Here is a 12,660-nt window from a genome sequence, read left to right on the forward strand (position 1 = left end):
TCCCGGCTGTCGTCAGCCCTTCCACGTTCCCGCCGTCGTCTCCTCCCGGACGAAGTCCGTGAAGTCCCTGGGCGCGCGGCCCAGGACCTCCCGTACGCCGTCCGAGAGGTGTGCGTTGCGGCCGTCGAGCAGGGTGTCGAAGATTTCGGTGAGGGCTGTGACCTCCTGCGGCGGTAGGCCGAACTCGAGAAGCCTCTTGCCGTAGTCCTGTGTCGACACGGCTCGGTAGGTGAGCGGGCGGCCGGTCGATTCGGCGATGTCCGCCACCGCCTCGCCGAAGGTGAGCAGGCGTGGCCCGGAGAGGGTGAGCGTCCGGCCCACGTACCGGTCGCCGGACGTCAGCGCGGTCACCGTCACGTCCGCGATGTCCCGTACGTCGAGGAACGGCTCGCGCACCCCGCCCGCCGGGAACACCAGCTCCCCGCGCTCCCGCAGCTCCGCCACCAGCGGCCCCTCGCTGAAGTTCTGCGCGAACCACGCGGCCCGCAGAACCGTCCAGTCCGCCCCCGACGCGTGCAGCGCCTCCTCCGTGGGCAGGGCCTGATCCTCGCCGCGCCCGGACAGCAGCACCAGCCGTCGCACCCCGAGCCCGACCGCCTCCCGCGCGAGGTCCCCGACCGCCTCGGCGGCGCCCGGCGCGCCGACGTCCGAGGGGTACACGAGGTAGGCCGCGTCGGCGCCGCGCAGGGCGTCCGCCCAGGTCGAGCGGTCCCACCAGTCGAATCCGGTCGCCCGCGACGCCGCCCGTACCGTGAGCCCGGCGGCCTGCGCCGCCCGTGTCACGCGGCTGCCCGTACGGCCCGAGGCGCCCGTCACCACCACCGTCATGTCCTGCGAGTCCCGTGTCGTGTTCGTCATGCCGTCGAGTCAACTGCCCTGCACCGCACGGAACCATCGCTGAACGGCTCATTCCCATACGACCGCGTCTACGCTGACCCCATGGACGCACTCTCAGGGTTGCTGGAGGGCCCGCGCGCCAGGGGCGCGTTCATGATCAGGGCGTGCTTCGACCCGCCCTGGGCGGTACGCGTGGAGGACCGGGCGCCGCTCACCGTGATGCTCGTCGCGCGCGGCGAGGCCTGGGTCCTGCCCGACCGGGGCGAGCCGGCCCGGCTGCGGGCCGGGGACCTGGCCATCGCCCGCGGCCCGGACCCCTACACCTGCGCAGACGCCCCCGGCACGGCACCGCAGGCGCTGATCCTGCCCGGCCAGGAGTGCCGCCACCCCGACGGACGCCCCCTCAACGGCTCCATGGACCTGGGCGTGCGCACCTGGGGCGACCGGCTCGACGGTGCCACGGTGCTGCTGATCGGCACCTACCCGCTGCAGGGCGAGATCAGCGGCCGGCTGCTGGACGCGCTGCCGCCGCTGCTCGCCCTCACGTCCGACGTGTGGGACTGCCCGCTCACGCCGTACGTCTCCGAGGAGATCGTGCGGGACGAGCCCGGCCAGGAGGTGGTGCTGGACCGGCTGCTGGACCTGCTGGTCATCGCCGCGCTGCGCGCCTGGTTCGCCCGCCCGGAGGCGGAGGCGCCCGCCTGGTACCGGGCTCTCGCCGACCCGGTCGTCGGCGGTGTCCTGCGCCTGCTCCAGGACGATCCCGCCCACCCGTGGACCGTCGCCGCGCTCGCCGCCAAGGCGGGTGTGTCCCGCGCCGCACTCGCCCGCCGCTTCACCGCCCTGGTCGGCGAGCCCCCGATGACGTACCTCACCGGCTGGCGCCTCGCCCTCGCCGCCGACCGCCTGCGCGACACCGAGGACACGCTCGACGCGGTGGCCCGCCGGGTGGGGTACGGCAGCGCGTTCGCCCTGTCGACGGCGTTCAAGCGGGTGTACGGGGTGAGCCCGGTGGAGTACCGGGGACGGGTGGCGTAGGGCGGGTGGCGCAGGGCGGGGAGCGCCGCGGTGTCCTGGTCGGCGGCGGTGGGGAAGCCCGGCCGGGACGACGCTCGCGGCAGCCTCGGCGCCCGCGGCGTAGCCTGGCTCACGTGTACGTGGAGCGGGCGTCACGGCTGGCGGGAGCGGTCGTGTGGAGCAACGCCCCGGAGCGGGCCGGGGCGGCGCGTGTGCTGCCCGACGGGTGCATGGATCTGCTGTGGCACCAGGGGCGGCTCCTGGTCGCCGGGCCCGATACCCACGCCCATGTCACGGACGGCGAGAACGGCGCCTGGGCCGGCGTCCGCTTCTACCCGGGCACGGCCCCGGCCCTGCTCGGCGTACCGGCGCACGAACTGCGCGACCGTCGCGTCGAGCTCGCGGATCTGTGGCCGGCCGCGGAGGTACGGCGACTGGAGGCACGGGTGAACGCCGCCCCCGACCCGGTGAGCGGCCTGGAGGACCTCGCCCTGCGGCAGGCAGCCGGTGCCGATCCGCCGGATCCGCTGCTGCGGCAGGTCGTGACCGCCCTCGGCGCGGGCCGGCCCGTCGCCGCGACCGCCGACGAACTCGGCCTCGGAGCACGCCAGTTGCACCGCCGCTCGCTGACCGCGTTCGGCTACGGACCCAAGACCCTGGCCCGGATCCTGCGGCTGCGCCGCGCCCTCGCGCTGGCCCGGGACGGCGTCCCCTTCGCGGACACGGCCACCCGGGCCGGATACGCCGACCAGGCCCATCTGGCCCGTGACGTCAGGGAGTTGGCGGGCCTGCCGCTGGGTGAGCTACTCGCCGGCCGCGGCTAGCGGAGCGAACAGGTCGACCCCGTTGCCGTCCGGGTCCAGCACGACGGCGTACCGCTGCCCCCAGAAGGCGTCCCAGGGCTTCAGTTCACCGTGGCACCCGGCGCCCACCAACTCCGCGTACAGCGCGTCCACTTCCTCCGGCCCGTCGCAGCGCAGGGCCAGCGAGGTCCGGCCGCCGTCCGCCGGCGGCCGCCACTCGGGGAGGAAGGAGCGGACCGTCTCCTCGGTGTCGAACATCAGCCGCAGCCCGCCGGGCAGTTCGGCCTCGGCGTGCGGCTGGTTCTCGGCGCCCTCGGGGAAGGCGAACCCGAGCCGGCGGTAGAAGGCGACGGAGGCGGCCATGTCGGAGACGACCAGGCCGATGGCATCGAATCGTGCAGTCATGGGCCCACCGTAGGCAGCCCCGCGACGCCCGGTCTTGAAGGAATCGGACACCGGTCCCGTCAACGTCCCCGGCTGGGCTCCCGGACTGGCCCGTTCCATCGAGCTGGTGGACGGCCGGTGGGTGGGGGAGTCACCCATGGGACCGGTTGCGAGGTGGTGTTCACCCTGCGCCGGCAGCCCTGGATGAGCGACGAGGAGTTCCACCGCGACGCGGAGGCGGTGACCGCCGACCTCACCGCCCTGAAACGGCTGATGGAACGCTCATGAGTCATCTGGGGGGCAGCGGATTCCCGCTCCAGGTCGGTGGGGCGCGGCGGCTGCGAGTGCGGCCCGTCCCGGGCTCCCTGCGGCATGCCCGGCCAGCCATGGCGGTTGTCGGGAGCGGCGGTCGCGAAGGGATCCGTCCCGCCCCGGCCCACGGAGGTCCCGCGCGACCCGTCCCCGGCCGGGACGCCGCCGACCCGCTCGTGAACCGTCCCTGGGCGGTCCGCGTCCGGCGGGAAAGCTCGCTCCGGCCGCCCCGGCCCGTGAGGCTGTGCCGTGCCAGATGAGACGAGCCGCCCCAGGGGGAACCCACGGGTGACGGCGGTTCGGAAAGGAAGACCGCATGAGCATGCGCATTCGGGCCATGGCGATGGTGACGGCCGTACTGCTGGGGGCCGGGGCCACCGGAATCGCCCTGGCGCCGGCCGCAGGCGCCGCGCCCGCGTACTTCGGTATCGACGGCGGCGGCGCCGTCGGCAACGACTGGGAGGACGAGGAGAACCTCGGCGTCGAGGCGTACTCCAGGGGCAACGCCATCGCCCTGTGGGAGACCGTCCTGTGGGCGGACGGAGCCCAGTGGGAGGACGACGAGGGGGAGTGGCGGCCCTTCAAGAGGAGCCAGATCGACGGCTCGTTCGGGCCCGAGACCGAGTCGGCCACGCAGTGGTGGCAGAGCCGGCACAACCTGTCGGACACCGACGGTGTCGTCGTCAGTGAGACCTGGGACTTCGCCCAGACCCGGCTGCAGAGCATCCCGGGCAACCTCGTCCAGTACAAGGGCGACGCGCGGAACGTCAGCTTCAAGCGGGTGGGCGGCAAGTACCAGGTCAAGCTGAAGAACGTCGGGCCCTGGAAGAACGCCCATTACCGCACCGTCGGCTGAGAAATCGGCGGGGCGGGGAACAGGAGCCGGGAGCGGGTGAGGAGCAGTCGACCTGCCCCTCACCCGCTCCTCGCCGGCAGCACCCACAGCAGCCCGGCCAGCAGCACCACGATGACCGCGAAGGAGACCAGCGCCGCCGCCCGCCACCGCCGGTACTCGGCGCCGGGCGGCGGCGTCGCCGTGTCCATCGCCCGCCCGGCCGGTTCCACCGGCAGCGCCACGCCGTGCGGCCACGTCTGGTCCGCCAGATCCCACAGCGCCAGCAGCCGCGCCTGGTCCGCCCCCGCCACCCGGCACAGCGCCTGCACCGCGCCCCTCGGCGGCTGTTTCGCCCCGCTGAGGTACCGCTGCCACGACGACTTGCTGTACGCAGTCCGCCGCGCCAGCTCGGCCAGACTCAGACCCGTGCGGTCCTTCAGGGCCCGCAGTTGTGCGACCAGGTGCCGTGCCTCCCTCGGTAGTACGTCCGGAAGCGGCCGCCAGCGTGTCATGGTCGTCCCCCCACTGCCCGCCGCCGCCCCGGGCAACGGCCCCTCCCCACCGCATCGTTCGACGCCGGCCGGTTCCGGCCAGTTCCCCACCCCGACGGGCGCGCGGCGCGCGCAAGGGGGGCGCGGCAGCGGGCCTGGCGACCGTCACTGGCGTGCATCGCGCCGGGGCGGCGTACCGCGAGGCCGCGGGCGACGACCGGTCGCAGGCAGTTCAGTGTTGGCGCGTGACGAACGCCTGTCAGCGTTGGCGCGTGACGAACGCCTGCGGCTCGCCGGATCCCTGCCCGGGCGGCGGCTGCGCGTCGCGGCTACCCGCGCGGCGCCGCCGTGCTCGCCCGTTCCACCAGCCGCGTCGACAGCTCCGTCCGCGTGCTCTCCGGGTGGTGGCCGTCCATCAGGCGCAGCAGCGACCGCAGGGCCGTCGCGGCCATCTCCGACAGCGGCTGGCGGACCGTGGTCAGCGCGGGGGAGGCCCAGCGCGCCTCGGGCAGGTCGTCGAAGCCCACCACGCTGACGTCGTCCGGGACGCTCAACCCCCGTTCGGCCAGGGCCTGGTAGACCCCCAGCGCCATCCGGTCCGAGCAGACGAAGACCGCCGTCGGCGGCTCGGGCAGGTCGAGCAGCTCCAGCATGCGGCGGCGGGCCTGGCTCTCGTCGAAGCCGGCGTGCCGGACGTACTCGGCGCGGTGCCGGAGCCCGGCCGACGCGAGCGCCGAGCGGTAACCGGCGACCCGGGCGCTGCTGCACATCGTGCGCCGGTGACCGGCGATGACGGCGATGCGCTCGTGGCCCAGGGACAGCAGGTGCTCCGTGGCCGTCAGACCGCCCTGCCAGTTCGCCGCGCCCACCGACGCCACGCCCTCCGGCGGTTCCTGGACCGGGTCGATCATCACGAACGGGATGCGGTGCTGCTCCAGCCAGGCGTACTGGGAATCGCTCAGCTCGGCCAGGTTGAACAGGACCCCGGAGGAGCCCCGGGCGACCAGTTTGTCCAGCCAGCCGCGCTCCGGGCGCCCGGCCCGGGTGCGGGTGAGGGCCGCCGACACCACGACCTCCAGGCCCGCGTCGTGCGCAGCCTCCTCCACCCCGTGCAGTACCGCGCCCGACCAGGAACTGTCCAGCGAGTGCACGACCAGGTCCACCAGCCGTGGTGCCTTCGACGCGTCGAACCGGGGTCTGCGCACATAGCCGAGCCGGTCTAGCGCCTCGGTGACGCGGCGGCGCGTCTCGGGCGCCACGTCCTCCCGGCCGTTGACCACCTTGGACGCGGTCGGCACCGACACCCCCGCCTCGCGCGCCACGACCGCCAGCGTCGGACCTGCCGCCACGCTCGCACTCGCCGTACGGACCATCGGGAACCCCCACCTCTCCGGCCCGCCCGAGGGCCGTGGAAAGTTTCGACCAGCGCTGCTCACCGCGGTCGGAGTCCGAGCCGACAGAAAGCGCTTCCTACTCTAGGTGCGGCGCAGGACGGCGGGAAGACAAGTGAATTCACGGGTTCTCGCCGGTCAAAACTTTCGAAACCTCGAACAGGGCCCTCAGCCTGGTGTGCAGGTCAGCCGGAACCCCCTGAAGTCCGCCGTGAACGCCGCGTCGACGAGGTCCCGGGCGTGGATGCCCGCCATCGCACCGGTGAAGCGCAGCCGGGACCCGTGGTCGTCGGAGAGCCGGCTGAAGTCCAGGGCCGGGCCGATCACCGTTCGCACCCCGTCCCGGACGTACCAGAAACGTGCCTCGGCCCCCTCGATCGTCACTCCCAGCGTCACGGGCGCCGCCACCGGCACCTCCACGATCGCGGCCTGCCGAATGCCCTCCTCGTCGCGCTCCACGAGACTGAGCACCGTACGGCCTCCCGCGCCGGGCGTGCCCCGCCACTGCTGTCCGCCCTGCGGCTCGCCCTCGGGCTCCGCCCAGGTCAGGTCCAGGCTGAGATACGCCTCGGGGTTGTACCAGAGCACCAGCCCGGCTGCCTGGGTGAAGGTGACCGGCCGCGCATCGACGGTGACCTCGGCCTGAGCGCGGTGCTCGGTGATGCGCTGGGCCAGCAGGCTGCTCGCCCAGCGGGACTCCGGCCCGTGCCGGCCGCGCAGCCGGATCCAGCCGGGCCGGGCCGTCGTGTCGGCCCAGGACGGATCCGGCGGCTCGCGCAGGGAACTCCACGGCCAGGACAGGTCCTCCGGCGGGGAGGCGGGAGGCAACGGATGTGGCCGCGTCGGCACTTCGACCTCGACCGCCGGGTGCCAACCGCCCTGCCGCAGCCGGGGCCAGCCGTCCGCGTCCCAGGTCACCGCCTGGATCGCGGTCTCCCGGCCGAGCGGGCAGCGGCGGCCCTGCGGCGTGCGCAGCGGACGGGCCGTCAGATGACCGAGCAGCCACTGCCCGTCCGGCGTCTCGACGAGCTCCCCGTGCCCGGCCTTCTGCAACGGCCCGTCCGGGGCGTCCCGGGTGGTCAGCAGCGGCCGTTCGTCGAGTTCGTACGGCCCGGTCAGCTCCCGGCTGCGGGCCACCCGCACCCCGTGCTCCCAGCCCGTGCCGCCCTCAGCGAGCACCAAGTAGTACCAGCCCGCGTGCCGCAGCAGTTTCGGCCCCTCGATCAGCCGGTCGTGCTGGAGCAGCAGACGCGTCGGCCCGACGGGCGCCAGGGTGTCCCGGTCCAGCTCCGTGACGACGATCCCGGCGAACCTCCGGCCGCCCGGCCTGTGGTCGTTCTGGAGGTTCAGCAGCCATAGCCTGCCGCCCTCGTGGAACAGGGCCGGGTCGAAACCGTGGCTCGCGACCCGGCGCGGCGCGCTCCACTCACCGCTCACCTCGGTGGCCGTCGACACGTACGTGTCCAGGTCGAAGTACGGCGTGCCGACCGAGCGCACGACGGTGTACGTCACCCAGAACCGCTCCCCGTCCCAGCTCAGCGACGGCGCCCAGACGCCCCCGGAGTCGGGCACCCCGGCCAGCGAACCGCCGGGGGCGGCGCCCCGGACGTGCCCGGCGTACTCCCAGTGGGCCAGGTCGCGCGAGCGGTGGACCGGGATCGTCGGGAACCACTCGAAGGAGCTGGTCGCCACGTAGTACCAGTCGCCGACCCGGACCAGGGAGGGGTCGGGGGCGAAGCCGCGCAGGACGGGGTTGTGCAGAACGGTCACGTGAGGACTCCGGGAGGGGTGGGCACCCGGGGGCCGCGGGGAGTCAGGGTCACCTGCGGCCCCCGGGAGTCAAGGAGAGGCGAGGGAGATCACTTGAGGGCGCCGACCACTACGGTGCCGACCCACTGCGGTGCCTCGAGGACGCCGATCACTTGAGGGCGCCGAGCGTCACGCCCGATCGCCAGTAGCGGCGCATCGCCACCATCATGATCGCCATCGGCACGATGGACAGCAGCGCACCGGTCAGCACCAGGCCCGTCAGGTCGATGCCGGACTCCAGGCGTGTACCGGTCCAGTTGTACAGGCCGAGGTTGAGCGTCCAGTTCTCCTTGCCGCGCAGCACGGTCAGCGGCAGGAAGAACGCGTTCCAGGTGTTGACGAAGGCCAGCAGAAACACCGTCGCGCCGCCCGTCGTCATCATCCGCAGCACGATGCTGAAGAAGATCCGCAGCTCGCCGGCGCCGTCGATGCGGGCCGCCTCCAGCAGCTCGTAGGGGACCGTGGCCTCGGTGTACACCTTGGCCAGATACACGCTGAACGGGTTGATCAGGCAGGGGATCAGCATCGCCCACGGGGTGTCCACCATGCCGAGCGCCGAGAACAGCAGATACAGCGGCAGCGTGAGCAGGGCGATCGGGATCAGGAACGAGCCCACGACACACGCGAAGATCGCGTTGCGGCCGGGGAAGTCGAAGCGCGCCAGTCCGTAACCGGTCGCGAGCGCGATCAGCGTGCCGCCGAGCGAGCCGACCCCGGCGTACAGGAACGAGTTGGCCGTCCACCGCAGGAAGATGCCGTCCTGGTAGGTGAACACCTGCTGCAGGTTGTCCCACAGGTGCCAGCCGGAGAACCACAGGCCGTTGCTCTGGTACAGCGCCGTGCGGTCCTTGGTCGCGGCGACGATCAGCCACCACACCGGGAACAGGCTGTAGACGCTGGCCAGGATCAGCCCGACCAGCAGGAAGCGCTGACCACCCCGCCCGCGGGAGGCCGCGTCCGGGCGGGGGAGGCGCCGGACGCTGCGGGCGGGGGGCCGCTCGGTGGTGTGCTCGGTCAGCACCATCAGTCGGCCTCCTTCGAGGTGAGCCGGTAGAAGAGGAAGGAGGCCACGCCCAGGATCAGGGCGAGCAGCACGGACAGGGCGGCGGCGTAGTTGTAGTTGCCCGCGTTGAACGCCTGGTTGTAGATGATCATGATCGGGGTGAAGCTGTCGCTGACCGTCTGCGGAGTGATGTTCCGGAACAGCGCCGGCTCGTTGAAGATCTGGAGCATCTGGATGATCGACAGCAGGCCCGTCAGGACCAGTGCCCCGCGCACGTACGGAATTTTGATGCTGCGCGCGATCCGCAGTTCGGAGGCGCCGTCGAGCCGGGCCGCCTCGAACAGCTCGCGCGGCACGCCCTGGAGCGCCGAGTAGATGATCACCATGTTGTAGCCGATGCCGTGCCAGGTCAGCAGGTTGCCGATGGACGGCCACACCATCGACGGCGCGAAGAAGTTCCAGTCGAACCCGAGGGCGTTGCCGATCGGGGTCAGCGGGCCGACGTCCGGGCTGTAGAGGTTGACCCACACGATCGCCGCGACCACGCCCGGGATCATGTACGGCACCAGCAGCAGGATCCGGAACCGGCTCGCCACCCTGGAGGTGACCGCGTCCAGGAACAGCGCCAGCAGCAGGCTGATCAGCAGCATGAACGGGATCTGCACACAGGCGAAGAGCACCACCCGCAGGATGGAGGTCATGAACGCCGAGTCCGTCAGCCCCTGCCTGTAGTTGTCGAGCCCGACGAACTCCGTCGTGGCGCCGCCGAGGCCGAGCCCGGACTGCTTCTCCGTGAACAGCGACTCGTAGACGGCGTAGCCGATCGGGAGCAGATACAGGAAGACGAAGCCGAGCTGGAAAGGCACCGTGAACGCGGCACCTTTCCAGCGCATGGAGCGAATCATCGAATGCCTCAGCCCTTGACGCTGATACCGCGGGACTTCAGGTCCTTGACCGTCCACTGCTGCATGTGCGCGAGCAGGTCGGTGACCGTCTGCTCCTTGTTGACGACCTTGGCCCAGCCCGCCTGCAGCTCGGTGAACATCGCCGTCCAGTTGGGCCCGAAGGTCCAGTCGGTGGTGACGGTGCCCAGGCTGTCCGTCACGACCTTCTGCGCCGGCTCGTAGTTCTTGCCGAGCAGCTTCTGCGAGATCGACTCACCGACGTAGGTCTTGCTGTCGGCCAGCGCCGGCATCACGCCGTTGCCCGTCTCCGGGCTCGCCATCGTCTTGACCGCGTCCTGGTTCGTCGACATCCACAGCGCGGCCTGCGCCGCCTGCTCCTGGTTCTTGCACTGCTCGGTCACCAGGGTCACGCTGCCGGTCAGGTTGGTACCGGCCGGCGTCTTGGGCGCCTCGCCCTTGTACGTCGGCCACGGGGCCAGGGCCCAGTCGCCGAAGGACTTGGTGAAGTTCTGCACCATGCCGGCCATCTGCCAGGTGGAGATCTGCCGGGTCGCGGTGGCACCGGTGTCGTAGCTGCGCTGCACGGCCGCGTAGTCGGCGAAGGACAGCTTGGCGTTCAGGTCGTTGTCGATGATCTCCTGGATCACCTTCGCGGCCTTGAGGGTCCCCTCGTCCTGGAAGTTCACCTTCCAGGCGTCGCCGTCGATCGCGTACCAGTGCGCACCGGCCTGCATGGCGAGCACCTCCAGGGTGCTCGGGTCCTCACCGGCGTAGTTGGTGATCTTGATGTTGTGCTTCTTCAGCTCCTTGCCCGCGGCGATGAAGTCGTCCCAGGTCGCCGGGGGCTTCAGGCCGTACTTCTTGAAGATGTCCGTGCGGTAGATCGTGAACTGGGGCGCCGAGCTGGTCGGCACGCCGTAGAGCTTGCCCTGCACCTGAGCGCTCGCCCAGGCGCCGGTGTTGAACTTGTCCTTCTCGCCCTCGACGTAACTCGTGATGTCGGCGAGCGCGCCCTGCGAGACCCAGCTGGTCACGTACTCGGCGGTGTTCTGCACCAGGCAGGGGGCGTTTCCGGCCTTCACCGCGTTGGTCAGCTGCTTCTGCATGGTCAGCTGGTCGGTGACCTTGGTGTACTTCAGCTGGATGTCCTTGTGCGAGGCGTTGAACGCCTTGACGACCGCCTCCTGGCCGTTGGCCCACCCCCAGAAGGGCAGGGTGACCGGGCCGGACTTCGACGCGGCGTCGTCACCCGAGCCGGATCCGCCGCAGGCGGAGAGGAGACCTGTCAGGGCGATACCCGCGACAGCGGCGGAGGCGAACCTTCTCCGGGGGCTGGTGAAGTTCATCTGACCGTGATCCTTCGGAATAGGCGTTCTCAGAACGAGAGGACGGCAGCGGCTCGGTGGTGCTGGCCAGGGAACGGCGGCCGGAAACCGTCGGCTCGCGGTTGCGGGGGGTTCGGCCAAGCGTAAGAAGAAGCTGTAGTAAGCGGTTGCTGGGACGGTAGGCGGCTGGCTCGGCTCTTAGCAAGAGGTGCGCGGAAATTTGTTACGGCGGATTGTCCGCCGCGTTATCTCCGGAAGCGTGGCATCCGCTCACGCGCCGACTCGAATAGGTGCAGGTCAGTGAGGTATGAGGCGAGCCGGTCCTGCGCCCGGACGGGCCCGCCGACGAAATCTCGAACGAGCCGCAAAGACAGTGGTAACCGGTTACGTAACGACGCCTGGCCGCCACGCTGTCCGCTACCCGTGCTGACCCGGCGGCCGCACCGAGTGACGGACCACGACATGCGTACCCAGCACCAGATGGTCGCCGTCGGCGCTCTTGCGCCGCCCCGCGCCCCCCTCGCGCCGGTCGGCCACCGCGCGCAGCGCGACGCGGCCCATCTCCTCGTACGGCACGTGCACCGTGGTCAGTTGGGGAGTGAGCTGGGACGCGAGCGGGATGTCGTCGTAGCCGACGATCGAGACGTCCTCGGGCACCCGCAGACCCGCCGCGCGCAGCGCCTGCATGGCACCCGCCGCGACCACGTCCGTCCCCGCGAGCACGGCGGTGAAGTCCGGCGTCTCGTGCAGGGCCGCCTCGACGGCCTCGTACCCGTGCTCGTAGTCGTACGGGCCGTGCCGGACCATGCCCGGGTCGAACGGCACGCCGTACGCCTCGAAGGCCCGCTGCGCTCCCCTCAACCGCCCCTGCGCGGTGGTCAGTTCGGCATGTCCCGGCAGGACCAGGACGCGCCGGTGACCGGCCGACAGCAGGTGGCTGGCCATCGCGTAGGCGCCGCCCTCGTTGTCGTAGTCGACGGTCGTCGCCGGGACGTCGCCCTCCAGCGGGGGCCGGCCCACCAGGACCAGATGCGAGCCTGCCGCGTCCAGGGAACGGGCGAAGCGGGCCATGCGCAGCTGGTACTCGTCGTAGTCGTACGCGCCGCCGAGCAGGATCACGGCGGCCACGCCCTGCTGGCGCATCAGATTCACCAGGGCCAGCTCCCGCTCCGGGTCGTCGCCGGTCGTGCCGACCAGGGAGAGCCAGCCGCGCAGCGTCGCGGCGCCCTCGACGCCCTTGGCGACGTGCGCGAACGCGGCGCCGGTGATGTTGTTGATGAGGATCGCCACCGTCGGTGTGCCGCCGCCGGCGAGCGAACGGGCGTGGGCGTTGGTGACGTAGTCCAGGTCCCGGACCACCTTCATCACCCGGCGGCGCAGCTCCTCCGACACCGGGTAGTTGCCCGACAGCACCCGGGAGACGCTGGCCACGGAGACGCCGGCCCGCTCCGCGACGTCGCGAATGGTCGCCCGTCCGGCGTCGCTCGTCGCCTTGCGCTGACTCACCCTTGCGGCTCCTTCACGGTAGTGGCCCGGCCTGTTGTCGTC

12 protein-coding genes are annotated in these 12,660 nt (G+C 71.7%); 3 read left to right on the forward strand and 9 right to left on the reverse strand.

Annotated elements, in window-relative coordinates:
- Positions 1-12: 12 nt before the first annotated feature.
- A complete protein-coding gene (locus tag ACZ3I3_RS25495) occupies positions 13-858 on the reverse strand; it encodes a Rossmann-fold NAD(P)-binding domain-containing protein (protein ID WP_467368703.1) in 846 nt (281 codons plus the stop codon).
- Positions 859-939: 81 nt separating this feature from the next.
- On the opposite strand from ACZ3I3_RS25495, the gene ACZ3I3_RS25500 reads away from it, so the two are divergent.
- Both ACZ3I3_RS25500 and ACZ3I3_RS25505 read left to right on the forward strand, forming a co-directional pair.
- Positions 940-1,875 (forward strand): AraC family transcriptional regulator, encoded by a 936-nt coding sequence (locus ACZ3I3_RS25500; protein WP_467368705.1) that lies wholly within the window; start codon positions 940-942, stop codon positions 1,873-1,875.
- Between the two features lie 113 nt (positions 1,876-1,988).
- Complete coding sequence (locus ACZ3I3_RS25505; RefSeq protein WP_467368707.1) at positions 1,989-2,678, forward strand: DUF6597 domain-containing transcriptional factor; 690 nt, start codon at positions 1,989-1,991, stop codon at positions 2,676-2,678.
- On the opposite strand, the gene ACZ3I3_RS25510 is transcribed toward ACZ3I3_RS25505, so the two are convergent.
- A complete protein-coding gene (locus tag ACZ3I3_RS25510; RefSeq protein ID WP_467368709.1) occupies positions 2,658-3,062 on the reverse strand; it encodes a VOC family protein in 405 nt (134 codons plus the stop codon). The genes ACZ3I3_RS25505 and ACZ3I3_RS25510 overlap by 21 nt on opposite strands.
- 607 nt (positions 3,063-3,669) lie before the next feature.
- Here ACZ3I3_RS25510 and ACZ3I3_RS25515 point away from each other — a divergent pair.
- Positions 3,670-4,209, forward strand: coding sequence for a peptidoglycan-binding domain-containing protein (locus ACZ3I3_RS25515; RefSeq protein ID WP_467368711.1), 540 nt, complete (start codon positions 3,670-3,672; stop codon positions 4,207-4,209).
- Between the two features lie 59 nt (positions 4,210-4,268).
- Here the strand turns inward: ACZ3I3_RS25515 and ACZ3I3_RS25520 are convergent, their stop codons facing one another.
- From ACZ3I3_RS25520 to ACZ3I3_RS25550, 7 genes are all read right to left on the reverse strand, one after another.
- Complete coding sequence (locus tag ACZ3I3_RS25520; protein ID WP_467368713.1) at positions 4,269-4,700, reverse strand: helix-turn-helix domain-containing protein; 432 nt, start codon at positions 4,698-4,700, stop codon at positions 4,269-4,271.
- Positions 4,701-5,008: 308 nt separating this feature from the next.
- On the reverse strand, positions 5,009-6,052 hold the full coding sequence (locus ACZ3I3_RS25525) for a LacI family DNA-binding transcriptional regulator (protein ID WP_467368715.1): 1,044 nt from the start codon (positions 6,050-6,052) through the stop codon (positions 5,009-5,011).
- 186 nt (positions 6,053-6,238) lie between these two features.
- Positions 6,239-7,840: a glycoside hydrolase family 43 protein gene (locus ACZ3I3_RS25530; protein WP_467368717.1), complete on the reverse strand. Its 1,602-nt coding sequence runs from the start codon at positions 7,838-7,840 to the stop codon at positions 6,239-6,241.
- Between the two features lie 148 nt (positions 7,841-7,988).
- Entirely contained in the window at positions 7,989-8,903 is a 915-nt protein-coding gene (locus tag ACZ3I3_RS25535) for a carbohydrate ABC transporter permease (protein WP_467368719.1), read from the reverse strand.
- Positions 8,903-9,787: a carbohydrate ABC transporter permease gene (locus tag ACZ3I3_RS25540; protein ID WP_467368721.1), complete on the reverse strand. Its 885-nt coding sequence runs from the start codon at positions 9,785-9,787 to the stop codon at positions 8,903-8,905. The genes ACZ3I3_RS25535 and ACZ3I3_RS25540 overlap by 1 nt, the downstream gene beginning before the upstream one ends.
- A gap of 8 nt (positions 9,788-9,795) precedes the next feature.
- Entirely contained in the window at positions 9,796-11,133 is a 1,338-nt protein-coding gene (locus ACZ3I3_RS25545; protein ID WP_467368723.1) for an ABC transporter substrate-binding protein, read from the reverse strand.
- A 396-nt stretch (positions 11,134-11,529) separates the two neighbouring features.
- Positions 11,530-12,618: a LacI family DNA-binding transcriptional regulator gene (locus ACZ3I3_RS25550; RefSeq protein WP_467368725.1), complete on the reverse strand. Its 1,089-nt coding sequence runs from the start codon at positions 12,616-12,618 to the stop codon at positions 11,530-11,532.
- Positions 12,619-12,660 lie beyond the last annotated feature (42 nt).

The organism is Streptomyces sp. NPDC016851 (genome assembly GCF_055562795.1).